Genomic DNA, 23,784 nt, shown 5'->3' with positions numbered 1-23,784 from the left:
TTTTAAGGAAACAAGTTGTATGAACGAGATCAATATCTATATCGGTGGTCAGATCCGCAAATACCGCAAAGCCAACGGCATGACACTGCAGCAGTTGGCGGATGTCATCCACAAGAGCCGTGCCACGGCCTGTAAATATGAAAACGGAGAAATCTCCATTGATATCGCCACCTTATATGAGATCAGTCAGGCGCTGCAGGTTTCCTTCGGGCAGCTGACCAGCTATCAGCCGACCCTTCCGCCGTCCCCGCCGCCCACGGTGAGGACGCTGCAGCGGAGCCCGTTTTTTCAGGCTAAGCGGCTGTATTTCTATTTTTATGACGGCCGCTATCACCGTTTGAAGGACGGTGTGATCGACATTCACGAGCACGCGGAGCGGCCCGGCACCTATGTGGCGAGCTTTACGCTCTGCTCTGTTTCCGGCAACGGATGCAGCAATGAATCCTATTATACGGGCAACGTTGTTTACAGCGATATGCTGATCCGGTTTACCTTTTTCAATCAGCTCAATCCGCTGGAGGAGGACCTTCTGTATATTTTCAATCCGCTGGAGATGCGGGACTATACCGACGGGCTTCTCTGCGGCATTTCCAGCGCGGACCTGATGCCCTGCGCCTTCCGCTGTCTGGTGACGCTGAATCCGCAGGAACTGGACGAGAGCCTGCGCCAACGGCTGTTGTTTTCCAAACAGGAGATCCGGCGGTGGGGGAAGCTGAATATGCTGCTGATCGGCAACCGCAGCGCGGAGGATTCCGCATTTTTGTGATCGAAGAAAAGAAGAAAAAAAGGGGAGAAGGACGTTTCCGTCCTTCTCCTTTTCATATTTCGATATTGTTTATTTCCGCTTAGGGATGTCCACCTTGGACAGAGGATTTGCCTTCGCGGCGACACGCAGAGCTTCATTATCAATATGGGTGTAGATCTCCGTGGTATTCAGGTGGTCATGTCCCAAAACCTCCTGGACCGCCCGGACATCCACGCCGTTTTGCAGCATCAGCGTTGCCGCCGTGTGCCGCAGCTTATGAGAAGAATACTGGGTGGCGTCCAAACCGGCCTCTAAAAGCCGCTTTTTCACCATGGCATGAACGGTGGACCGGCTGATCCGCTCGTTCTGAGAGGACAGGAACAGTGCGTTGGCGTCCCGTCCGGTGATGGGCCGCCGGACCGCCAGATAGCGGTTCAGCGCCGCTTGGCAGGCGTCATTGAGGTAAAGAATACGAACTTTGTTGCCCTTACCAAGAATGCGCATGGTCTCGTCCTGAATGTCCTGTAAATTCAATCCTACCAGCTCGGAGATCCGGAGTCCGCAGTTAAGGAACAGAGTCAGGATGGCGTAATCGCGCTCCTGATTTTTACCGTCCACGGCGCTGAGCAGATCCTTGCTTTGCTCCAGCGTCAAATAGCGTGGCAATTCCTTTTTCAGCTTGGGCGCGTCGATATCTTTGACAGGATTTTCACGAAGTAGATGGGCCTTGTTGGTCAGGTAATTGTAAAAGGAGCGGATCGTGGCGATTTTTCTGGCACGGGACGCGGCGTTCAGGCCGTAGTCCGAATGGGAGCTGTTCTGAAACCGGACCCGATCCCGGCTGAGATAGGTCATGTAGCTGTAAATGTCCGACAGCTTGATGCTGCCGACAAATTCCAGATCCACGTCCATAATACTGATCTCATCCAGAGACTTGTCAGCCAGATCGGGATCACGGATCTGTTTCATATAGCGGAAGAAATTTCGCAGATCCAGGTAGTATTCATCTACGGTGCGCTGGGAATGGGCCTTGATGGTCTCGTGATAAGAAAGGAAATCCCGCAGGATCTCCGGTGCTTCGGTACGATAATCAGACATAGCAGGCTGGCGGGATATTTGCGCTAAAAAGCGGTCAAATGTCGAGGGAGGCTGAAAACGTCTTCCCTAAATTGAACAAAATTTTTATTTTGTTCAGTTTACTGTATCCCGCGAACGTCTCCTCTCCTCAGTCATTCAACATAAAATCCGGCGGATGGGTCATGCTACAAGCAAATCAAACAGAAATGAGTTGATGTTATGATCCCATGCACCAGTAAATGCGTTTATCAAAGCGACGGGCTCTGCACGTTGGACAGCGCTGCCGCCGCAGGACAACCGGCCTTGGGCGGCGCCTGTGTACACTTCATTCCGCAGGACGCAGCGCGGCTCGGATCGCCTCACCGATATTCCGGGCCGGGATCACCGTCAAGCCGGTCGGAGCCTTTATGGTACCTGCCCGATGAGCCGGCACCACGCACCTCCGGAATCCCAGGCGCTGAATTTCAGACACCCGCTGATCCAACTGATTGACGCTGCGCAGTTCCCCGGTCAAGCCCACCTCTCCGATGGCCACCAGATCGCTGGGCACCGGCCTGTCCAAATAACTGGACGCCAAGGCAATCACCGCCGCCAGATCTGCGGCAGGCTCGTCCAGTGACAGACCGCCCACGATGTTCAGATAGGCGTCGCAGGCGGAGACCTTCAGCCCGCCCCGCTTTTCCAGCACCGCCAGCAGCATGGCCGCCCGGTTGTAATCAAAGCCGTTGCTGGTTCGCCGTGGATTGCCGCCGGCAGAGCTGACCACCAGCGCCTGAAGCTCTGCCAGAACGGGCCGGACCCCCTCCATCACACAGGTGACACAGGTGCCGGGGGCGTCCTCCGGTCGGCCGGAGAGCAGCATTTCCGACGGGTTCTCCACCTCCGCCAGCCCCTCGTCCCGCATTTCAAAAACACCGATCTCGTTGGTAGCGCCGAAGCGGTTCTTCGCCGCCCGCAAAATCCGATAGCTGGTGTGCTGGTCGCCCTCAAAGTACAGCACGCAGTCCACCATGTGCTCCAGTACCTTGGGACCGGCAATGGAGCCTTCCTTGTTGACATGGCCGATGACAAAGACCGTGATCCCCTGCCCCTTGGCTACCTGCATCAGAGACAGGGTGCAGTCCTTCACCTGACTGACGCTGCCTGCGGCGGCGTCCAGCGCGTCATTGTATAAGGTCTGGATGGAGTCCACGATCAGCACATCCGGCTGCTCCGTGTTCACGGCCTCCAGCACATCCCCCAGATTCGTCTCCGAAAGCACCAAAAGCTGCTGGCTTTCCACATGGAGCCGCTTGGCCCGCAGCTTTAGCTGGTGTTCAGATTCCTCACCGGAAATATATAAAACCTTGGAAAATTCACATAATTTGCTGCAAATTTGCAGCATCAGCGTGGATTTGCCGATGCCGGGCGCACCGCCCACCAGCACCAGCGAGCCCTTCACAGCCCCGCCGCCCAAGACCCGGTCCAACTCCCCCATGCCGGTGGGAAACCGGATCTCCTCGTCAGCGGTGAGATCCGTCACGGGGCAGGCCCGGCGGCGGGTCATGCCCACCCGGACAGAGGCCCCCTTCCCTGTTCCCTTGGGGCGCTCCGGCTGCTCCACAATGGTATTCCACGCGCCGCAGGCGGGGCACTTCCCCGCCCATTTTGCGGTCTCATTTCCACATTCCGTACAATAAAACAGCGTTTTTGCTTTCATTTCCTATCCTCTCCGGCCATCCATCGCAAATACCCCGCCGCGATGACCGCCGCCAGCGTTTTCTGATAGTCCTCCTGCTGGAGCCGCGCGGCCTCCTCCCTGTTGGACAGAAAGCCGCACTCCACCAGCACTGCGGGAGCGTCCACATGGTTCATCAAATAGATGCTGTCCGGGATCGGCTTCGGCTCCTTGGCCCGGTGGGTGTTGACCACCGGGTTCAACCCGGCTTGCAGAGTCCGGGCCAGCGCTTCCGCCCCCTCCTGCCGGTTCCAGAAGGTTTGCGCCCCGTGGGTCACCGGCGAGGACGGCAGGCTGTTCTGGTGGATGCTCAACAGCACCGCATTAGGGATGCCGTTGACAAATGACGCCCGGTTGTGGAGGTCCGACACCTTCCGCTGCCGCATGGTTTCCAGTCCGGGATCGCAGACCATGACGTCCTCCCGCCGGGTCAGCTCCGTCCGAACACCGGCAAAGCGCAAGAGCTGTTCCAGTTGCAGGGAAATCGCCAGATTGATCCGGCTTTCCTCCGTACCGTCTCCGGCGACGGCGCCGCCGTCCTGCCCGCCGTGGCCCGGGTCGATGACCACGGTTTGAACGCGGCTCCCCTGCCCCATCGCCCCAGTGGGCGTGAAGGCCCGTCGGGAGCCTGCCAGAAAAATGGCGGAAAGTCCGATCATACAGACCGCCAGCCATGTATACAGCAGCGTTCGTTTCCGAATCAGCAGGATCATGCCAATCACCTCGGCCCAGCCTATGCGCCGCAGCTTATCCAATATGTCATTATAGCGACTTTTTGTCGGGAAAGCAAGTTCCCTACTTGCCCCTTCCGCATAGGATAGGGTACGCGCCCAAGGGCGCTTTCAATAAGGAGGGGATCACGAAGCTATGGAAAAACCCGAAGTGAAGCCCGCGGTCTGCGAGGTCGGTCAGGGCACCCTGCCCGGCTGCGCGGCACTGGCTTTCCCATATATTCCCATGCAGAGCAATAATCCCACCCGGTACAGCCGGACGGAGGCTTTGCAGACCGGCACCCTGTTTCCGGGGCTGGACCTGCCGTTTAAGGCGGCTATTCAGGCCCGGACCAAGCTGCCAAACACCGCACTGGTGGAGCTGATGGCCCTTGACTTCGCCGTCACGGAGCTGAATCTCTATCTGGATACACACCCGCAGGACCAGGAGGCTCTGGGACTGTACGCCTCCTATATCAAGCTGGCCAAGGAGGGCCGGGAAAAGTATACCGCCAAATACGGCCCTCTGGACAGCGCGGAGCTGGTTCTGGAGGACGGCTACACCTGGCTCAATGACCCATGGCCCTGGGAGTTAGGAGGAAACGGCTGATGTTTGTTTATGAGAAAAAGCTGCAATATCCGGTGAAGGTCGCCACACCCAACCCCAAGCTGGCGGCGGTGATCATCAGCCAGTACGGCGGTCCCGACGGCGAGCTGGGCGCGTCCCTGCGCTACCTTTCCCAGCGCTACTCCATGCCCTATCCGGAGCTGAAGGGCCTGCTGACCGACATCGGCACAGAGGAAGCGTCATGGCCCCCAATTTTGGCGCGGTATTTTTCCAATCCATCCAGTACATATGTCCACTTGGCAGGCAGCAGCTTGAGCGCCACCTCTACCCTGCCGTCCCGGTACACGGTCATCTGTTGGAGGAGATGACCGTAAAAATCATCGTCTGCCGTGCGCCCGCTGACGATGCCCGTGATGGCGGTGCGAATGTCCGGCTTTAGGGTCTGCGTGTCGGTGTTCAGCGTCTGCCGCTGTTTGATCGCGGCAATTTTCTCCTGCACCCGGTTCATTTCACTTTCACAGCGGGCTTTGGCGCGCTGATAGTCAGCCTTGGTGATGCTCTCATCGAAAAAGCGGTCATGGATGGTGTCATTGCGGGCTTGTAGCTTTTCAAGCTCCAGTTCCAGCCGCCGCAGCTCCTGCTCGCCGCTGTCCTCACCGGACGTCAGAACGCTTTCCACAATGCGGGCGAGATTCGATATGATCGCTTTCTTATCCAGCGTCACGTCGTTCACCGAGCGCCGCAGAAGGTCCATGGCAATGTCATCCCGGATCTGCCGCCCGACGCTGCATCCGATGGTATTTCCCGCGCCGTCTGTGCGCCGCAGGCCCTCGTTGGTGGCGGTGAAGCAGCACCAGCGATAATAGGAGCTGCCGTCCTGCCGCTTTTTGGTGCGGTGGGAGAAGCTCTTGCCGCACTCACCGCAGCGAATTTTGCCGGAGAGCGGATAGCGGTTGCCATGTCCGCCGCAGCCCGTTGCGCGGTTGCGGCGGGATAGCTCCCGTTGCACCGCCTGCCACGTTTCCCGGTCGATGATGGCCTCATGGTGGTCTTTCAGCGCTACCAGCGGCTCCTTGCCGTGGTTGTACTTCTTTTCATGGGTCAGAAAGTCCGGCGTGTAGGTCTTTTTCTGGATCAGGTCGCCGCAGTATTTTTCATTTTTCAGGATCTTTGTCACGGTGGCAGACGACCAAAGGCAGTTGCCCTTGCTGCTGAGGATACCGGCCTCCCGCAGTTCCCGCGCGATGGTGCTGCACCCTTTGCGCTCTTGCAGGTACTTATGGAAGATGAGCCGGACAACTTCTGCACCCTCCGGGTTGACGGTCATTTTACCGCCGATCACGTCATACCCCAGCAGCGAGCCGCCAAAAACGACGCCCTTCTCCATGCTGCGCATCTGTCCCCATTTGGAGCGTTCAGAGGTCTTGCGACTCTCATCCTGCGCGACGGAACTCATGATTGTCAATCGAAGCTCCCCATCGTTGGTGCGGGTATCCAGGCTGTCATTGAGAAACAGCACGCCTACGCCCCGCCGACGCAGGTCACGGGTGATTTGCAGGGCGTCCACCGTGTTGCGGGTGAAACGGCTGACCTCCTTGGTCACGATCAGGTCGATCTGCCCCAGCTCCGCCGCGTGGAGCATTTTATTGAACTCCACGCGCTTGCGGGTGGACGTGCCGGAGATGCCCTCGTCGGCATAGATGCCTTGCAACTCCCAATCCGGCTGACGCTCAATGTAATCACGGAAATATCGCTGTTGGGCCTCAAACGAGTTCGCCTGATCTTCCTTATCCGTGGATACGCGGCAGTACGCCGCTACTTGTAACATAAAACCGCCTCCTTTGCGGGTATCATACGGCGAATCACATGCCTTTGCAACTGTGCGGATACTGAAAGGCACTATTGCTTTACAGCTTATTGATTGCAAAAGATATTTCACTGTGTTGCTTCGTGAGAACTAAATTGCCAACGTAAAATATTCTTCATTTTCCGAAGTTCTTCCTGCCGAGCGATATTTTCTATAATGAGATGGGTTTGCAGTTGGGAAGTCGGTTCATCGGTGTACTCATCAAGTTCAAGCATATGTTCGTTCCAGTAAAAAATCCGGACACCTTGCTTTTTCATCGCCCGAAGCACCTTCTGTGCGTCCATACAACAGTTTGTAAAATCCGACATCCGCTCGATAATCAGAATGTCAAATTTTCGTTCAGACGCATCCTCCACCATTTTCCGAAGTACGCTGCTGGGCTCGGAAAGATACCACGGCTTTGGAGAATCCATGTAAAACGCATGGAATCCCAACCCAACATCAGCGGCGAATTCCTGCATTTCTGCTCTGATTTCCTCTGGCGGTTCTTGGCACTGTTCTACCTGATAGAATGCTGCTTTTAACATTATTCATTTCCTCCATTCATTCGTGTATATTTCTCCAATTTCTGTACGCAGTCTTTAAACTGCGTTTCATTGAGGATACCTTGCTGTTGTAAGGCGAGCAGGACGGCTCGCTGGTATGCGAGAAGAAAGTCCTGCCCGATCTCGTCTGCCGCCTGATTATGCAGCAGCTCCGGTTTGCTTGCCATCCTGCTCCCCCCTTTCCTTGAAACTATGCGGAGAGACCGGTGAACTTGTTTGCCGTTTTCCCGGAAGCGGTTTCCTGCCTGACGGAAACTCGATTTCTGCTCCTTGGCACGCTCGCGTCATTGACGGTCATGGCCTGCTTCCCCGAAAGAGAAACGCTCCGGCGGTCATTCAATTTTGTGGAAGATCGTTTGTGCTGAATTTCAACTTCCACAAAAATGATAGCAAGCGTTGACGGAGATTTCAATATGTGGTAAACTAATTGCGTTACAAATGATATACCACACACGCGGCAGGACTGTGTCCACGAATGGAGGAAAAGCCTTGAGAGCCTTGTATTGCTTGAGTTTTGGCCCAAAAAAGGAATATGTAGAAACGGATTTCAAGCCCGTGGAATATCGTCTTGGGACAACCCTTATTGCCTTTTTGTCCACAGATTTTGCTTCTTTACGGGCGAAATTACTGGTGCGAACAACGCCCATGATGGAAAATCAAGCCATTACCGAGATCAAAAATGCGCTGAGCGCGATCCATCCTTTCGGGGAACGCTTTGTGCAGTCCCTCTTTTTTGAAGAAAAGCTGGCAGACGTGCTTGATGAACGCATGGAAGGTTTTGAGAAACTGCAAAAGGAACTTTCCGCCTTTGCAGATGCCGCGCTCGTGCCGGACAGATCTAAGTTGAGCGCCAAGCAGCGTTTGGCGCTCTATATGAGCCGCGATTTTCAAGCTGCCACAGCGATCGCCGGTTTGGACCTGAAGATGCGCGCAGAACGAAAGCTGTATGTAGATGAGCAGAATTTTGATCCGGTGTTGGCGGCAGACCGCATTTCGACGCCACCAAAGTCCGTCCGGTTTGCCCGCATCGAGGGCTCGGACGATTTGGGCGCGACGCTGCTGACAGAACTGCTGGAGATGGTCGAGCAAGGAATTGAATTGAAAAAGTGTGAATATTGTCATCGTTACTTTATCCCTTTCTCTTCCAAAGCTCTTTATTGTGATCGGTCAGTCGGTGATACCGGAAAAAGCTGCAAAGAACTCGCAGTCAAAGAGAAGCATGAAAAGAAAATCGCTGCCGATGATGGCTTAAAGCTCATCCGGCAGCGGATCAAAACCTATGATATGCGTGTTCGCCGTACTCCGGCTATTTACACAGATGCCGCATTTCAAATCTGGAAAGCACAAGCGGAGAATGCACGAAACCGCTACGTGAACGGCGAATTGACCTATGAAGAATTAGATGCGCTTACACAGCTCCCAAAGAAGAAAGGCGAATAATAGGCGAAGAAAACACGAAATGTTTGCGTATTTTTCTTGTTCTTTGCGTATACTGTGATATAATAAAGGCGAGGTGATGAGCGTGACCTTAAAAGAATTGCGTATTTCAAAAGGGCTGAATCAGGCCCAATGTGCGGAATACCTCGGTATGTCCACGCGCAACTATCAGAATTACGAAAACGATGCCGCGAAAGCAAACACGGCCAGATACCATGCGATTTATCAAAAGTTGGAAATCTATGGTCAGCCTGTTGTTACAGCCGCTGTCCCCTCGCAAATACCTGAGTTTTATACGAATGTTGTCACGGGTACGGGCTTGCAGGCGCTGGCAAACAGCGTGGCAAAGTACGGTAAGCGTGACTGCTTCAGCACCTTACAGAAGTTTGTGAACGGCTCCTATGATGGGAAGATCTGTATTTTATACGGTCTCCGCCGAACCGGAAAGACAACACTTCTGTTCCAAATGCTTTCCGATCTGCCCATAGAAAAAACGGCCTACATCAAGGTGCAGACCACCGATGATATGTCACGGCTGACAAAGGACTTGAAAGTTCTGTTTGAACTGGGCTATCGGTATGTGTTTATTGATGAAATTACGCTCCTGAATGACTTCATCGACACCGCTGCCGTGCTTTCCGATGTGTTCAGCATGATGGGCATGAAAATCGTTGTTTCCGGTACGGACTCTCTTAGCTTCGCTATGGCAAACCGCGATGAACTGTACGACAGAAGCGTGACGATCCACACCTCTTTTATTCCCTTTCGGGAGTATGCGCGGCTCCTGAACATCTGTTCTGTCGATTCTTATATTGAATACGGCGGAACGCTGAAAATGGAAAATATGAGCTTTGACGATCCGGATGCCGCCTTTGACGAGGTCGCGTTTCGGGACGACGAAAGCACACGGAAGTATATTGATACCGCCATCAGCCGCAACATTCAGCATACACTGAAAAACGACCATTACGGCGAATACTTCAATCAACTGCGGGAGCTTTACGAAAAAGGTGAACTGACCAACGTCATCAACCGCATTGTGCAGCACATGAACCACCGGTTTGTGCTGCGCGTGGTGGAGGACGAATTTAAGTCCCATGACTTTGGCTCCGCAAAGGAGCTGCTTTTACATGATCTCCCTGCGGAACGGGCAACTGTTCTCTATGATGTCAATGAAAAGCAAATATTGGAGCGATTAAAGGCCATCATTGAGGTCAAGGAAAAGAGTGAAACAACCGTTCCAATCACGCAGGAGCATATCGACAAGGTGAAAAAGTATCTGCTTATGCTGGATCTGATCGTCAACTGTCCGGAACGGTATGAAAGCGGTAAGCAGGCAGAGCATATCGTCTTTTCTCAGCCCGGTATGCGCTATGCCATCGCAAAGGCGCTGGTCTATTCCCTGATGCAGGATGCCTATTTTGCATCGATCCCCGAAGCGGATAAGGCATATATCACAGGAAAGATTCTGGACGATGTAAAGGGCCGGATGCTGGAGGACATTGTTCTGCTGGAAGTCCGCAAAACCGCGCCCAGTACGATGGAAGCGTTCAAATTCAAGTTCGATGCTGGCGGCGAGTTTGACATGGTGATTTACGATAAAGCAAGTAAAAATTGCCGCATCTATGAAATCAAGCACAGCACCGAGGTCAACGAAAAGCAGACACTTCATCTGCGTGATGCAGAGAAATGCCAAATCGTTGAAAAACGCTTTGGCCCGATCAGCGGTAAATTCGTTCTTTATCGCGGAAAAGATACGTTTGCTGAGGATGTTCAGTATTTGAATGTAGAAAATTTTCTGTGTGGTCTGAAGTAACTTTTGAGGAGGATTTATCATGAACTATATTTTAAAGCAGTTCGATGAACCGTTGGTTAAATTCTCCGCGACAACGGATACCAGTGAGCCGGAGATCCAAATCCTTTGGACAAACGAAGAAAAAGCGGCATTTCTGCCGCTTGGTCTGACGCTTACGCCGGATGGATTGAGCCGTTGGCTGCGCCGCCGCACGATTCCCAAAAACCGCGCCTACGTCCATAGCCTTTTGGCAAAATGCGGCTTAACTATCAACCGACCGCTCAGTATTATCAGTGTTTGTAAAGGACTATCACTTAACGATTGCTATTGGGTCGTTGAGGACGGTGACACCGCTTCTTTCGGCAAGGTAAATCTCTACGACAACCCATTCAGCAATGTTCTGGCCGAGCTTGCCTTTACCGGTTATGGCAGCAACGTCCGCACCTCCCTGCTCTCCAGCCCGGAGTTTACCACCAACGGAATGCTCCGCAAATGCTGGCGGCGCATCGGCGGTAAGGTGTATCTCTATAAGGGCGGCACGGAGGGCGCGACCAACACAGGCAACGAGCCATACTCTGAGTTTTACGCCGCGCAGATCGCCGCCGCCATGGGCGTTCACGCGATCCCCTACGGCTTATCCCGTTGGAAAGGCGTTCTCTGCTCCACCTGCGAGCTTTTTACCGACAAGGCGTATGCCTACCTCCCGATCGGACATCTCGTTTCTAAGGGCGGCATGGGGGCTGTCAGGACATATTACGAGAAGATGGGAGTCGAGTTTGTCAACGCACTGAACGAAATGCTGGTGTTCGATGCGGTGATCTGCAATGTGGACCGGCATTTTGGAAACTTCGGCGTGATGGTCGATAACCGGACGAATACCATCGTCTCCCCCGCTCCCCTGTTCGACCACGGCAATTCCCTCTTTAACTTTGCGGGTACGGATGCCTGGGCAGACGAGGCCGCATTGGAGGAATATATCGAAACGCTTTACCCCAGCGTGTACGATGATTTTCTCGGCACAGCCAAGGCCGTGCTGACGCCGGAGCTGCGCGAGAAGCTGCGGCATCTGCTGAACTTCAAGTTCAAGAAGCACTCACGCTATAACCTGCCCGAAAAAAGATTGCGGATGATGGAGCGGCAGGTGCAGAAACGGGCAAGAATATTATTGTTGGATATGTAAATATAATAGAATCGGCATCATGTCAATAGCATGATACCGATTCTGTTACACTATAATTGAGGCTTTTCTAACACATACATCAACTGGCTTGCCAGCATGATTTGCTCCATAGCCTCACGTTTTTCATATTGAAGATTAGCATGAGCCGCAGGGTTGCGATAGGCTGCCATGATTCCTTCAAACAGAGAGTGGATTCCACGTCGGTAGTCCCTGCCGCTGGTAGTAGATGTGTCGCAGAACCTGAAAACGCCATTTTCGCTTATGAGTGCGCCAATCACATCACCAATCTTTGAGGGAACTGTTGTGCCGGGTTTTAACTCTGAAAACTTCTCGCGCAGACGAGATTCTACTTCTTTGACCGCCTTTTCTGCTGCGGTCGAACAATGACCATCTGCATATAACTCACGGGAGACATTCACAATTCGCGGATGAATCTCAGCCCAGAACTGGACAACAACAGGTTCTGCTTCAATATGGCGGACAATTACCACCAACTCGCCAAATGCCGCAGGATTCAGGAAAATAGCACCCATCTCGTTTTGCTGAAAGAGTATATTTGCAACACAGGGGAGCGTAGTCATTAAGGATTTAATCACCACGGTGCAGTGTTTGGCTGCCTGCTTCATGCGTTGGCGGAGACCTCGTCGGGAGTTTCCGACCATGTTTGATAGAAAGAAAGTGTATTTTCGACTTTGTCATAAACTGCACGGAGAAGTACATCTTTCAATTATTCTCGCTTATCACTTTCATCAGCAGAAAATCCACATATTTTACAATTGTAGTGAAGAAATTCCCATATAGGAGTTTGCTTTGCTATCCACGCGCCACATTTGGGACAACGTAATGTCCAAACGGAGAGCAATATTGGAATAGAACTTATGATTAATAATATTCCGCAATATCCGTTAAACAGGTTAAAAATATAGAGCAATATGGCGCAAATAAACCAAGATATAAGTAATGCAATAATAGTTATGACTTTTCTTCGATAATGCGCGACGTTTGAGTGTTTGGATTCGTGAACACTATTTGTTGAGAGTCTTCTGTTTAAATATGAGGCTTTTCCTTTACCAACGCTGTGCCCACAACTTGGGCAAGAGTAAAAGTACAATAATACTGGATTTCTTAAATAAATATGTGCCCCACAAAACGGACAATGAAAGAGCGTGGCGCGGATTGCAAATCCTGCAATAATCATCCCGCCAGAGCCAAAGAATGACACTTCAATAGGAATACCCCATTTTTTGGCATAACCATAATATCCTGCGAAAAAAAGACCAGCACCTAAGAGTACAAGAAGAGTGGATAAAATAACTCTTATTCGGAACCAAAACGCAGTTCTATCTTCTTTCATATAAATCCTCCATTAATTTAAAGCAGCTGACTTACCTCCGGCGCGACCTGAATGCCATCGATGGAAAACTGTCCCTCGGAAAAAATCTGCCCCCTCGCCAGGCGGAGCGTTTAGACACGATCCGCACCGTCTATGAACAGCAGAAGTACATGTACGATAACCGTACCCACAGCGTACCTGACCGGATCGTCAGCGTGAGCCAGCCCTTCGTTCGGCCCATTGTGCGGGGAAAAGCGGGAAAGCCGGTGAGTTTGGCGCGAAGCTGGACATCAGTGTCGTTGACGGATGGACGCGGCTGGAGTGCTGTTCTTTTGACGCCTACAATGAGGCAGGAAATCTGCGGGAAATGGCAGAGCGGCTCCGAGCGCGAGAGGGGCATTACCCCAGCCGGATTCTGGCGTACAAAGGTTTTCGAAGAGCGCCCGGATGGCGTCCTCCGTATCCCCGCTGACGCATAGCGGCAGGCAGATGTCCAAATCACCGTTTTCGAATGCCGGCTGCGTTTCATCATAGTAGGGCGGCAGCTGCGCGATGAACTGTTTCCAGAAGGCGCCGCAGTCTTCCTGAGTCAGGCTGTCCTCCGCCTGAAACAGTGCTGGCGGTTTAGGCACGCCCGCGCAAGTTCGTCCTCGCTGCAAATTCCGCTCATTCTCGCAAGGTCAGTTACGGCAGCCCGGTAGGGATAGAAACTCTGGCCGTTGACGAATAGTCCGGCATTCGTTTTCTCTTGGTTGGACCACAGACCGCTCTCCGCAAGCGCGACAGTCAGTTGGCAGAGCAGTGCTTTCCACGCCAGTTCCTTGGCATCCTTTGGCGGCATGGATGACAGCAGTTCACAGACGGCACTCAGGTAGTTTCCGGTAGCGGTGTGGGTAATGCGAACAACTTCATGCAGCCAGGAACTCTGGTTCTCTCCCACCTGCGCTGCCTGATGGCGCTCCGCCTGTTCGATTTCCGGGCCGCTGGTGCTTCGATACCAGTGCCACCATTCCTGATGACTTAACTTGCCGTCACTGTTTTTGTCGAATTTCTTTCGACTGCCCCAAAGAGCCATCGCACTCTACCTCCATTCTGCCTATGTAGCCGGCAGCACGCCGCTGCTTTAGGCAACGCCGAGATATTTCTCGAAGAAACCGGATAAACGCCTTAAAACACCGCACCATGCCCTCTGCTCACTATGGACCTCATGCCCGTGACGGTGGACCTAATTTCCCGTGATAGTGGACTTCTTCCACCGTGCATCTGGACTTGCAACTCCGAAATTTACATGCATATCTACGTTTTGCCGCAATGCTCAACGACGGCGGCGAGGGTGCTTAATTCCGCCGGAATGGATGCTCAATCTCAGCGGTCACGCTGCGCAATCTCGCGCGGAATATTCACGTAGTCGCATAAAAAGGATAGTCCGCTTGTATTCCTCTCGTAATTGCATTGATCCATTGGTGGACACGCTGAATTTCCTGAGGTGTGTGGAGAAACTGCATCTGCAAGTTTGCGTTTGTAAAGTCTATCCACTTTCGCAGCTCATACAGTTCGTTTTCATATGGCAGTTTCAAAACACGCACCTCCCTTACAGCGCCTTAATCGTGTCGATAAACTGGCTCATACTCATTGCACCCGGCAAGAGGTTTTCCTCATTCTCAAATACCATGTAATAGCGATAGTCCTTGCCCGCTGATGTACGCCATGCTTGACCGAGTGCGATTTTCTCCCGGCTGTCATCGTTTTTCAGGTGTTCGCCCTTGGTTTCTGCGCAGATGAGCTTGCCGCTTTTGGTCATAATCAGAATATCGGGGTAATGCTTGATAAAGCCGTTGATTGCAAACCCTTGTCTGGCAATATTCCTGTGCCACCAGCGGACATTTTGCAGGGCGGTCAACTCCACAATCAGCTCTTCTTCCAGCTTGTTCATGTCGCCGTCCTCCGCCGTGTACAGCGAACGGGCGTATATGTCAGTATGGGTGGTGGGATGGATTGCGAGGGGCAGACGGAAATAGGGCTTGCAGACAATACGCTCCGTTTCCAGCCACTTTTCAAAGGTTTCCCGATAGTGGGCTTCCAGCAGCGTTTCGATCTTGTCACGGATCTTCGCCGCATAGCCCAGTGGGGCTTTCTCCATGGCGGCGAGCTGTGCCTTGTCCATGTCGTCCACAATGCGGTTTATGTAGGCTTTCAGTTCGGCAGCGTCTACCATGTTCAGCTTGTTAAGCTGATTGAACATCATGTCCTTGCATTGACGCACCCGGCTCTCCGGCGGCAGATTGTTGAACCACTCCTTGAAGTACCGCTGCTCGGCGCTCTCCATCTTGAACACCTTCGGCAAACCGCCGTCCTGCTCCCGCACGTCGATTTCGCGGATTTCATCGTCTGCGGCGGCAAAGTCAATATCGTATGCCTTGCCCTTGAGGGTAAAGCCCTCTGCCAGCATTTCCTTATCCAGCAGTTCAAAAGAACCGTCCGTAAACAAAGATTGCTCAACTTTCAGGAAAAACTGCGGGATTTGCAGCGTTTCAATATCCTCCCGGAACTGCGGATTCACCTGAAATGATTTCACTTTATCCCGTACCTCCCACGGAAGATTGTCCATCACCGGATCATTGCCGGTCTGTTGGATAGCGTCTGTGTACGCCTTTTCGACCTCTGCGGCAGCGTCCAGCATGGTGTCGGCTTTCGGGGCAGTTTCAGGCGTTTGCGCCTGTTCTCTGCGCCGCTCCAATTCTGCCCCGATCAATTTCCCATCCAGCCCCGAAAAATCGTCCTCTGCGCTTTCCGGTTCGGAAGCTCCCTGCGGGTCAGGCAGCGTGATTTGCTCTGCTGGCTGTTCGGGTACTTGCGGTTTTACGGGCTCACCGATCCGATAATCCTTATCGCTGAAACCTGCGCTGTTCAAGCCCTTGACGATATGCGCCACAGTATTGTTGAAGTCGTTGGAAGAAGTCAGCACATAGGACATATTAAGCGCACTCTGGGTATGCTGGCTGGTGTGGGGCAGGCGGAGAATCCGTCCCAAAATCTGCTCCACGTCAACCTGACTTGTCTTATTGGCAAGGGACGCAAGGATATAGGCAAAGGGGCAATCCCAGCCCTCTTTCAGCGCATTGACCGTGATGATATACCGAATCGGGCAGCTTGGGGACATCAAATCGGTGTTTTTCAGCTCGTTCACATCGGCGGTTCGAATGGCAATTTGCTCGGCGGGAATCCCAGCATCCACCAGCTTGTCCCGCAGTTTTTCAAAAGTTGTCGCGTCCTCTTTTCCTTTCGGCTGTGCCTGAAACAGCGCGATAGGACGGATATATTTGCCCGTCCTGGCATATTCCGCATCTGCGATTTCTTCCAGCTTGTTCCGCAGGTCGATTGCATCAATCAGCACTTCGGATTGGCTGTCCCGGTTATAGACGATCACGGGCAGCTTTACCATGTGTTCGTTTTTCAGCTGCACCGCGTCCACATAGGAAATGATATTGCTCTCCTTTTTCGGCGTGGCGGTCAAATCCAGCACAAAGCAGGGGTTGAAGTTTTCCAGCATTTCAAGGCTCAATTCCGACCGGGCATGGTGGCTCTCGTCCACGATGACAAGCGGGTTAAGCTGGTTGATAATCTGGAACAGGGCGGTTTCATCCGCTTTTTCAATGGGGCTGTCGGGCTTACCCAGCACCTTTGCAAACTCGGCAAGGTTGCTGTTCTCCTGATAGGCTTTCAAGACCTCCTTGCCTCGCCCACGGAACGAATCGTAGGACAGCACCATGACCGACAACTGCTCCGTAACGGCAGTCGGATTGAAGTTCTGACCGTTCAAAAGCTCCTGCTTGGTGTAGACCTCCATGCGCCCGCCGAAATCCACATCGATTTTCTGACGGTAGGGGTGGGATGTGTCCTTCAGGGCTTTCGCCGTCTGCGTCAGAATCGCGTCCGAGGGAACAAGCCACACGACCGCCTTTGTCTTGGTAGCGGGGAGTGCGTCAAAGATAGGACGAACGGCGTTGCAGGCAATAAAGGTCTTGCCGCCGCCTGTCGGTACCTTGAAGCAGAGGTTCGGAACGCCGGGTATCACATTTTGGTATCGCCCTAAAGCCGGGGCTGATTTCTCCTGCCAAAACAGGCGAAACGCCGCTGCGTCACTCTTTGTTTCGTTCAGCAGTTCCAGATAGCGGGTCAGGTCCGCTATCACCTTTTTCTGATATGATTTCAGTTCCATAAATTCACCTTTTTACAAGAGGTAGCCGTAGTATTTGCCTTAGGTCATTCTCATATTTGTATGTATTTCTTCGCTCTGCATCTGAAATATTAGAGTTATACGGTGTTGTAAAACTGTTAGACAGTCCAATTAAGCAGCTCGAAGCGTCATCTATTGCCTCCTTTGATGGAACTTTTCTTATTCTGGGAGGCATAGTTTCCGAGAAAGCCTTTAACTTTGAAGCCAGATTCCGCAATTTCGATGATGCTTCTGCATAATTCTGCGGCAACTGATGATTCTCTGTTTTTGCAATATCAATGGGGTTCGTATAAAGATTTGCATACATTGTAAGAGACTCGGCAACTTCAATCCGAAGTTCTTCGTACTTTTTTCTATATGCAGGAACCCACTTGTTCGCAGTTCGGACAGATACAATATAGGAAATAATCCCAGACAGAACACAAGTTGCTATTGGTACAATTGCTTCTTTCAATAAAATAAGAATTTTTTCCATATATTCCTCACAACCTGCTAATATCGCGCGGAATCTTCTTGAATGTAACGCCCATTTTTGCCAGCTTGTCCTCGCTGATGGAACAGCGGTCAGCATAGATCACCGTTCCATCGGCTTTTTCCATAATGGTGGAGAGGAACGCATAGCCCAGCACCGTCACGCGCTGCGGCTCGTAGTAGAAGTAATAGCCCGTGTTGTTGTGCTTGCCGAGGTAATACGGATTGCCGCCGCTGGGTGGGGCGTAGGGCTGCTTGGTTTCCATGAACCAGATGTATTCCCGGATTTTCTCCGGGGCAACGGCTTCATTCAGGCAATCGCCCACAAGCAGCGGTTCACCCAAGTCATAGAAGCTGAAATTGCCGCCCGTGCCCTCCACGGCGTTCTTGCCCTCGCCATAGCCACGGATCACGCGCTTCACGCGCTCGGCGGTGATGCTGTCGGCGTAGTCCATCATCTCGACAAGGATGAACTTGCGGTGTCCGCCGTCAGCTTTGTTCATGTTGAGGACAGCATGGGCAGTGGTGCCAGAACCGGCAAAGGAGTCGAGGATGATGTCATCACCCGCAGTCGCAATTTGCAAAATTCTCTGAATTGTTCCAACGGGCTTCGGATTCGGAAAATCTTCTTTTTTGAAGCCTAAATACTTAATGAATACTTCTGTGCCTCTCTCACTATTTACGTCTTTGAAATCCCAGAGCGTAGTTGGTTTAGCTGCCCCGCGTTCATCAAGATATTCCCATTCAAACAAGCTCCATTGTTGCTTGTTGGGCATATAGCGAGGGTGTATATATGTTTTTTGAGCATTCGCTGTATCTTGTCCCCAACGCCACGTTCCCTGAATGTCTTTAGATTTCATTGGTTCAATGCGTATAAAACCATCTGGTGTTTTCTCATCATTACCGCCAACAATAAGTTCACCGGTTTCCTGATTAAAGAAAAATGGATAGAACAGGTTTGGGCGGTCAGTTCTTTCGTCATGTGTACCTCTTTTTCGCAAATCTTCTTCACGATAAAGTCTGCCGTCAGTGTCACGCTTATTGTAACGTTTAGTAATCTTTTCTTCCGGCTCAAATCCGCCAAGCGTGAGCAGCGGAGATTTGCGATACACAATAATACTTTCGTGCGCTGTGGCTATATATTTGTCATCAGATCGACCAGAAGGCTTGTTTACGCAAGCAATTTCTGAAACGTAGTTACTTGCTCCGAATATTTCATCCATAATAAGTCGCATGAAGGGCTGTTCATGGAAATCAAGACTAACGAAAATAACACCATCGTCCGCCAGCAGCTTTTGCAGCAGCTTCAACCGCGGGTACATCATGCACAGCCACTTGTCATGGCGTGTCAAGTCCTCGCCCTCTTTGCCGACAACCTCGCCCAGCCACTTCTTGATCTTCGGGTCATTGACATTATCGTTGTAGACCCAGCCCTCGTTGCCGGTGTTGTAGGGTGGATCAATGTAAATGCACTTGACGCGCCCCTCATACCGGGGCAGCAGCGCTTTCAGGGCTTCCAGATTATCGCCCCGGATAATCATGTTCTCGCTGCCGTTGTCCTCGTCGTGCTGCCCGTTTTCATCAAAGCTATACTTGCGCTCCAACACCCGAAACGGCACGTCCTGATGGTGATTGATCACCTTGCTCTTTCCAATCCATTCAAGTGTCGGCATGAGAGTTCTCCTTTTCGTCAAATAAATATTCTTCACTACAGCGTAAAGTGGCTAAACTTTCTGTGTCAAGAACCGGCATCTCTGTTAAATAGCATGTTTTAACATTAACGCCATTATTATCTGCCGGGTAGTGATTATTGAAATCAAACAATACCATTCTCCACTCATTCTGAATGCGGTAGGAATTCGTATCATCTTTCAAAAATAAATGCCCTGTTAGTCTGTTTTTGCTGGATAAATTATTAAAATATTCTTGAATTTTAGAATAATTCGTCTTATTGATATATACGACGGGGTGATATTCAAATCCACTGCCCGTGTTGGAAAACTCAGTCCGTAGTGCCTCTATAAGCTCAAAAGCATTTATTGTCAAAAAACACTCTCCAAACTGTCGCATTTCATTAAGGTATTCTTGATTTACTGTGTACAAACCATCTGTGCATTTGTGACAATTTTTTCTTGATAATATGGATGCCGAAAAAGAAAATTCTGGGCAATTTGTTTCGTAAGAAATAACACACTCTTTCATGAATGATGATATATCGAGCCCATTGACCAGCATCGGCTGTTTTGGATCAATATAGAGTCGGCCCTCCATTTTATCTCCACGGAACGACGTTGGATCTTTCTGAAATGTTTTCAATGTAGAAAAATGCACGATGCCATTTCTTAATTGTTCAAGATGTTCTTTTTTTCCAAATTTGATAAATAGCATTCTGTAGCTCCATTCGTTGCAACTATGGAATTGTACTCCACTTACAGATCTTCCGCCTTGAAGGTCGTATACCCCTCATAGTAGTAGCTGTGGTCGATGCCTTTCATATAGACCTCGCGGCTATTGATCTCGTCAGTCAAAGCCGCTTTCAGCAGCACCTTGATCTCCACGTCCTTGATGGGGCTGCGCTCAATGGCCAGTAGGTAGTCCTCTTTATCGACCTTGCTCCAATCCACCACCTGTCCGATACCGGCTTTCAGCATCTGGTCAAGCCACAGGCGGGTGCTGCGGCCGTTGCCCTCTCGGAACGGGTGGGCGATATTCATCTCCACATACTTCTCGATGATCTCGTCAAAGGTGGACTGCGGCATCTTGTCGATGTTGGCCAGCGCCGCCTCCAGATACATCAGCGGCGCAAAGCGGAAATTGCCCTTTGCCAGATTCACCGTGCGCAGTTCGCCTGCAAAGTCATAAATATCCTCGAAAAGCGCCTTATGAATGGCTTGCAGCGACGTGAATCTGCCGGGTACCAGTTTGTCCAGAGCGCCGCTCTCAAATAGTTCCACGGCCTTCCTTTTGCTGATCCGCTCCTCCTCGCGGGCAAGCTCGGCGGAATTGGTGATGGCAAGTTTATTTTCAAGTGCCATTGTGGGCCTCCAATATTTTGATGAAATAGTTCCTCAGAGCGTATCCAGAAGATCGGCGTATCGCTCACAGATGCTTTTTTCCAGCGTTTCAAAGGCCGGAATAAAGCGGCTGATGATCTCCTGCGCCAGTGCTTGCGCGGCATTTCCATCGTAAATATGCGCCATATTGTTGCGCTGGGACAGCATATCCAGCCACACATCTTCCTCTATGCAAGGGTAATACTGGTACGCCTGCTTGATAATTTCACGCGGGGAGCCTGTCTTAGCTGCATTGATGCCTTCATACGTCAGCAATTCTTTTAAGACCTTCCAACCTAATTCAAACTGAATGGAGAACTTGTCAATAATGCCGCTGATGATAAATTCATTGCTAAGATCCTGCCGGTCGGAGAGCCGCAGAACGTCTAAATTTTTACGGTAGTTATCAAACTTTTTCATAGAGCAATACTCCCTCCTTGCTGATGGCTTCCCACAATTCCGGGGACAAATCAGAACATAAATCTATCACATCAAAGGTCAGCAATGTATGCGTTTCTTCCTCAACATCCAGTCTGAAACGGCATACATTGCCTCCCTGCACAGCTAAATCAATATCGCTTGTGCGGTGGAAGTCCCCTCGCGCGCGGGAGCCGAAGAGAATCACCGTTTGGATGTGATGCCTATTTGCCAGATTAATGATTTGGTGAATAACCGTTGAATCAATTCCGTACTTTGTCATCACACCAACTCCTTTGATAAGCCTTCAAGCTCACTGACCATTCTGGTTATAATCTCACAAAATAATTATACCATAAAACGCTGTATCCACAAGCAATATTTCGATGCTTGCGTCCCAGAAGCGGGATATAACAAAAACGGGCGCGCAGCCTTGAGAAAGGAGGCTGCGCGCTCTGCTTTTTGTCGTTGGCCTTGTTCAGACGGCATATATCTTGGAATAAGCTATCTCAAAGCCGCTTTGCGATCTGCCAGATCACCCGCTGTGCTGTCGTGACTGCGGCAATGTCTTCCTTCGTGGCAAAGCCGCGGGTGTTGACAACATGAGCAATTTGATTGATGTTATTTCCAATGCCGGCGAGTTGACGCCGGATTTCAGCGTATTCAGCGAGTGGTCGGGATCGGAGGTTCATGCCAGAGATCAGCGCACGGAGGAATACTTCCATTGGGAAGCCAGAGAGCATAGCCTGCTGTTTCAAATGTTCATGCTCCTGCTCATTCAAACGAAGCGATATTTTGATTGGTCGTTTTCTCATGATCGTTTTTCCTTTCAATTCATAAGGGGTTATAGGGGAATTGCTTCCCCTAACAAGCGCATTTGGACGGCCAAATGCTATGCTTGCGAAAGCAGCTTCCGTATAGCGGTTTCATTTTCGTGACAACGTTGTTGTAAAATTAACTTCTTGATTTATTGGTGTCCAATATGTATAATAATTGTGAGAAACTTTTGAGGTGAATGACCGTGCTACACGAGGAACGAACTGCAAATATTCTTATCAACAAGGCGGGTGGAAACGCCGGGCCGGATGCCAAGGGCTACCGCGTGGCTCTGCCATCTGCCTGGATGAAGGCCCTGGGCATCTCTGAGGGCAGCCGCACCGTAACGCTGCAATTTGATGGGGAAAGCATCACCATCCGCCGCCCTGCCGTGTCTGATTACGATGTCTTTCTGGCCAATGCCCGAAGCAGCGCTCACGCCCTCATGATCCTGTACTACTACGATGGGAACAAGCTCTGTACGAAGATCTGTGCTGACCAAACCACTCATCAACTTGCCATCGAAAACGAGGTCAGTTCTCCCCTTTCCACCGCTTTCGGCGTGAACCGCAAGCCCACATGGGACGATCTGCAAACCTTCTTGAAAGACCGCTGTGTACCGCAGGAGCGGGACGGTTTGAAATATTACCTGTCTGACTTGGGACTGGACTGCTATGACCCGCTGGCGATCATCCGCAAGACCGAAGGGCGCATGGCAGAGGATTCGTGCTGGATCAAAATTGTGGAGGGCTGAATATGTCGATCAGACTGACAACGGGAAGCCGCATCGCGGAAACCTCGTCTAAGGGCAATCAGGAAAAATGGCTGGCAGATGGCCGCTGGTACAAGCTGGATCTGTTCGGCTATGAAGGGCTGGCAGAAACCGTAACCTCTGCGCTGCTGGCACAGACCAATACAGATGCGCTGGGCTTTCACTATGTGACCTACCGCATGGAGCGGATGGAAGTCCACAGACACATCCGAAACGGCTGTTCCAGTGCCAATTTTCTACGCCCAGGCGAGGCCATCCTGACCCTTGCGGAACTGCTGCGAAAAGGCGTTGGCCCGGACTGGCAGACCGCGGTAAACCGTCTGCCCAATCTTCAGAGCCGCCTTGCGTGGTTGGTGGAGCAGGTTGAGCGGCTGACGGGACTTGACCGCTTCGGCACCTATCTGACGCTGCTGTTCGAGGTGGATATGCTGTTCGGCAACGAGGACCGGCATCTGAACAACATCGCTGTGCTGCGCTGCGGTGATGGCTTTGACTACTGCCCCATCTTCGACTTTGGTGCGGGCCTGCTGTCCAACACACGGGACTATCCCATGGAGATCGAACCGGCCGCATTGGCGCGGCAGCTCAAGGCTCAGCCCATGAAAACGGGCTTTGTCCGACAGGTCCATGCGGCCCAAAATCTCTATGGGCGGCAGCTTCGCTGCGACTTTGCCGAAAAAGAGATCATGGCGGCCCTTTCAGAGCCGCTGGAGTTTTACGCCAAGCGGGATGCTCCCTATATCCGTGACCGAGTGACGGCCTGCATCAAATTCCAGCGGAAAAAGTTATTCTGATTTTCTGCCGTCCTCCCGCAGCCACGCGCCCCGCAGCACCATGCGGAGATACGCCGCCCGCCCGATGCCGTGGTCCTGCGCGGTGCGGGTGAGCCGCTCGTATTCTGCCTGCGTCAAGCGGAGATTTACCTGCTTTTCCCGTAAGTTCTCTTTGTTCTTCATCTGATGATCCTCCCTATTATTCTTTTTTCGGCTTGGTATATATTTATCTCAGTATCGCTCTACTCAGTCTTATTAGACGCTGAAAATC

General features: G+C 51.7%; 26 protein-coding genes and 1 pseudogene. 8 read left to right on the top strand and 19 right to left on the bottom strand.

From position 1 onward, the window contains the following. Window positions 1-19: 19 nt before the first annotated feature. The gene (locus H8Z83_RS02500; RefSeq protein WP_187013600.1) at window positions 20-766 is read left to right on the top strand and encodes a helix-turn-helix domain-containing protein; all 747 of its coding nucleotides are present in this window, start codon (window positions 20-22) and stop codon (window positions 764-766) included. 69 nt (window positions 767-835) lie between these two features. Here the strand turns inward: H8Z83_RS02500 and H8Z83_RS02495 are convergent, their stop codons facing one another. From H8Z83_RS02495 to H8Z83_RS02485, 3 genes are all read right to left on the bottom strand, one after another. Then, window positions 836-1,843 (bottom strand): tyrosine recombinase XerC, encoded by a 1,008-nt coding sequence (locus H8Z83_RS02495; protein WP_187013599.1) that lies wholly within the window; start codon window positions 1,841-1,843, stop codon window positions 836-838. Between the two features lie 304 nt (window positions 1,844-2,147). Then, complete coding sequence (gene radA, locus H8Z83_RS02490) at window positions 2,148-3,521, bottom strand: DNA repair protein RadA (protein WP_187013598.1); 1,374 nt, start codon at window positions 3,519-3,521, stop codon at window positions 2,148-2,150. Continuing rightward, complete coding sequence (locus H8Z83_RS02485) at window positions 3,518-4,252, bottom strand: N-acetylmuramoyl-L-alanine amidase (RefSeq protein ID WP_187013597.1); 735 nt, start codon at window positions 4,250-4,252, stop codon at window positions 3,518-3,520. The genes radA and H8Z83_RS02485 overlap by 4 nt, the downstream gene beginning before the upstream one ends. A 154-nt stretch (window positions 4,253-4,406) precedes the next feature. Here H8Z83_RS02485 and H8Z83_RS02480 point away from each other — a divergent pair, with 154 nt between their 5' ends. After that, window positions 4,407-4,859 carry a spore coat protein CotJB gene (locus tag H8Z83_RS02480; protein ID WP_187013596.1) on the top strand — a complete coding sequence of 151 codons (453 nt, stop codon included), beginning with the start codon at window positions 4,407-4,409 and terminating at the stop codon, window positions 4,857-4,859. Next, window positions 4,859-5,053 (top strand): annotated as a pseudogene (locus H8Z83_RS02475) (manganese catalase family protein); the annotation flags it as partial. The gene H8Z83_RS02480 and the pseudogene H8Z83_RS02475, both read left to right, overlap by 1 nt. Here the strand turns inward: H8Z83_RS02475 and H8Z83_RS02470 are convergent. The 3 genes from H8Z83_RS02470 to H8Z83_RS02460 form a co-directional block, all read right to left on the bottom strand. Continuing rightward, the gene (locus H8Z83_RS02470; protein WP_187013595.1) at window positions 5,008-6,645 is read right to left on the bottom strand and encodes a recombinase family protein; all 1,638 of its coding nucleotides are present in this window, start codon (window positions 6,643-6,645) and stop codon (window positions 5,008-5,010) included. The pseudogene H8Z83_RS02475 and the gene H8Z83_RS02470 overlap by 46 nt on opposite strands. Window positions 6,646-6,752: 107 nt before the next feature. Continuing rightward, window positions 6,753-7,211, bottom strand: a complete 459-nt coding sequence (locus tag H8Z83_RS02465; RefSeq protein WP_187013594.1) for a recombinase family protein — start codon at window positions 7,209-7,211, stop codon at window positions 6,753-6,755. Further along, window positions 7,211-7,396 (bottom strand): hypothetical protein, encoded by a 186-nt coding sequence (locus H8Z83_RS02460; protein ID WP_187013593.1) that lies wholly within the window; start codon window positions 7,394-7,396, stop codon window positions 7,211-7,213. Before H8Z83_RS02460 ends, H8Z83_RS02465 begins: the two co-directional genes overlap by 1 nt. Before the next feature lie 322 nt (window positions 7,397-7,718). Here H8Z83_RS02460 and H8Z83_RS02455 point away from each other — a divergent pair, with 322 nt between their 5' ends. From H8Z83_RS02455 to H8Z83_RS02445, 3 genes are all read left to right on the top strand, one after another. Further along, entirely contained in the window at window positions 7,719-8,669 is a 951-nt protein-coding gene (locus tag H8Z83_RS02455; RefSeq protein ID WP_187013592.1) for a DUF6076 domain-containing protein, read from the top strand. Window positions 8,670-8,751: 82 nt separating this feature from the next. Beyond that, window positions 8,752-10,482, top strand: coding sequence for an AAA family ATPase (locus H8Z83_RS02450; protein ID WP_187013591.1), 1,731 nt, complete (start codon window positions 8,752-8,754; stop codon window positions 10,480-10,482). 19 nt (window positions 10,483-10,501) lie between these two features. After that, window positions 10,502-11,641: an XRE family transcriptional regulator gene (locus H8Z83_RS02445; RefSeq protein WP_187013590.1), complete on the top strand. Its 1,140-nt coding sequence runs from the start codon at window positions 10,502-10,504 to the stop codon at window positions 11,639-11,641. A 50-nt stretch (window positions 11,642-11,691) separates the two neighbouring features. Here the strand turns inward: H8Z83_RS02445 and H8Z83_RS02440 are convergent, their stop codons facing one another. From H8Z83_RS02440 to H8Z83_RS02385, 12 genes are all read right to left on the bottom strand, one after another. Further along, window positions 11,692-12,267 (bottom strand): TIGR02391 family protein, encoded by a 576-nt coding sequence (locus H8Z83_RS02440; RefSeq protein ID WP_243184698.1) that lies wholly within the window; start codon window positions 12,265-12,267, stop codon window positions 11,692-11,694. Window positions 12,268-12,368: 101 nt separating this feature from the next. After that, window positions 12,369-12,995: a hypothetical protein gene (locus H8Z83_RS02435; RefSeq protein WP_187013589.1), complete on the bottom strand. Its 627-nt coding sequence runs from the start codon at window positions 12,993-12,995 to the stop codon at window positions 12,369-12,371. Between the two features lie 269 nt (window positions 12,996-13,264). Next, a complete protein-coding gene (locus tag H8Z83_RS02430) occupies window positions 13,265-13,606 on the bottom strand; it encodes a hypothetical protein (RefSeq protein ID WP_187013588.1) in 342 nt (113 codons plus the stop codon). Beyond that, window positions 13,564-14,049 (bottom strand): hypothetical protein, encoded by a 486-nt coding sequence (locus tag H8Z83_RS02425; protein WP_187013587.1) that lies wholly within the window; start codon window positions 14,047-14,049, stop codon window positions 13,564-13,566. The genes H8Z83_RS02430 and H8Z83_RS02425 overlap by 43 nt, the downstream gene beginning before the upstream one ends. 516 nt (window positions 14,050-14,565) lie before the next feature. After that, window positions 14,566-17,193 carry a DEAD/DEAH box helicase gene (locus H8Z83_RS02420; protein ID WP_187013586.1) on the bottom strand — a complete coding sequence of 876 codons (2,628 nt, stop codon included), beginning with the start codon at window positions 17,191-17,193 and terminating at the stop codon, window positions 14,566-14,568. 4 nt (window positions 17,194-17,197) lie between these two features. Then, window positions 17,198-17,686: a hypothetical protein gene (locus H8Z83_RS02415; protein WP_187013585.1), complete on the bottom strand. Its 489-nt coding sequence runs from the start codon at window positions 17,684-17,686 to the stop codon at window positions 17,198-17,200. A gap of 7 nt (window positions 17,687-17,693) precedes the next feature. Next, window positions 17,694-19,355, bottom strand: coding sequence for a site-specific DNA-methyltransferase (locus tag H8Z83_RS02410; RefSeq protein WP_187013584.1), 1,662 nt, complete (start codon window positions 19,353-19,355; stop codon window positions 17,694-17,696). After that, a complete protein-coding gene (locus tag H8Z83_RS02405) occupies window positions 19,342-20,070 on the bottom strand; it encodes a hypothetical protein (protein ID WP_187013583.1) in 729 nt (242 codons plus the stop codon). Before H8Z83_RS02405 ends, H8Z83_RS02410 begins: the two co-directional genes overlap by 14 nt. Window positions 20,071-20,111: 41 nt before the next feature. Next, on the bottom strand, window positions 20,112-20,717 hold the full coding sequence (gene fic, locus H8Z83_RS02400; RefSeq protein ID WP_187013582.1) for a protein adenylyltransferase Fic: 606 nt from the start codon (window positions 20,715-20,717) through the stop codon (window positions 20,112-20,114). Window positions 20,718-20,750: 33 nt separating this feature from the next. Then, window positions 20,751-21,155 (bottom strand): HI0074 family nucleotidyltransferase substrate-binding subunit, encoded by a 405-nt coding sequence (locus H8Z83_RS02395; protein WP_187013581.1) that lies wholly within the window; start codon window positions 21,153-21,155, stop codon window positions 20,751-20,753. After that, window positions 21,142-21,435, bottom strand: coding sequence for a nucleotidyltransferase family protein (locus H8Z83_RS02390; RefSeq protein WP_187013580.1), 294 nt, complete (start codon window positions 21,433-21,435; stop codon window positions 21,142-21,144). The genes H8Z83_RS02395 and H8Z83_RS02390 overlap by 14 nt, the downstream gene beginning before the upstream one ends. 226 nt (window positions 21,436-21,661) lie before the next feature. After that, entirely contained in the window at window positions 21,662-21,967 is a 306-nt protein-coding gene (locus H8Z83_RS02385) for a MobC family plasmid mobilization relaxosome protein (RefSeq protein ID WP_033120522.1), read from the bottom strand. Between the two features lie 206 nt (window positions 21,968-22,173). Here H8Z83_RS02385 and H8Z83_RS02380 point away from each other — a divergent pair, with 206 nt between their 5' ends. Both H8Z83_RS02380 and H8Z83_RS02375 read left to right on the top strand, forming a co-directional pair. Continuing rightward, window positions 22,174-22,722 carry an AbrB/MazE/SpoVT family DNA-binding domain-containing protein gene (locus H8Z83_RS02380; protein ID WP_187013579.1) on the top strand — a complete coding sequence of 183 codons (549 nt, stop codon included), beginning with the start codon at window positions 22,174-22,176 and terminating at the stop codon, window positions 22,720-22,722. A 2-nt stretch (window positions 22,723-22,724) separates the two neighbouring features. Then, window positions 22,725-23,534, top strand: coding sequence for a hypothetical protein (locus H8Z83_RS02375; RefSeq protein ID WP_187013578.1), 810 nt, complete (start codon window positions 22,725-22,727; stop codon window positions 23,532-23,534). On the opposite strand, the gene H8Z83_RS02370 is transcribed toward H8Z83_RS02375, so the two are convergent. Further along, window positions 23,526-23,696 carry a plasmid mobilization protein gene (locus H8Z83_RS02370; protein WP_022018218.1) on the bottom strand — a complete coding sequence of 57 codons (171 nt, stop codon included), beginning with the start codon at window positions 23,694-23,696 and terminating at the stop codon, window positions 23,526-23,528. The genes H8Z83_RS02375 and H8Z83_RS02370 overlap by 9 nt on opposite strands. Window positions 23,697-23,784: the final 88 nt, after the last annotated feature.

This window comes from Dysosmobacter segnis (genome assembly GCF_014297285.1).
In the GTDB taxonomy this organism is placed as follows: Bacteria; Bacillota; Clostridia; order Oscillospirales; family Oscillospiraceae; genus Oscillibacter; species Oscillibacter segnis.
This window is presented reverse-complemented; position numbering and strand designations above follow the sequence as displayed.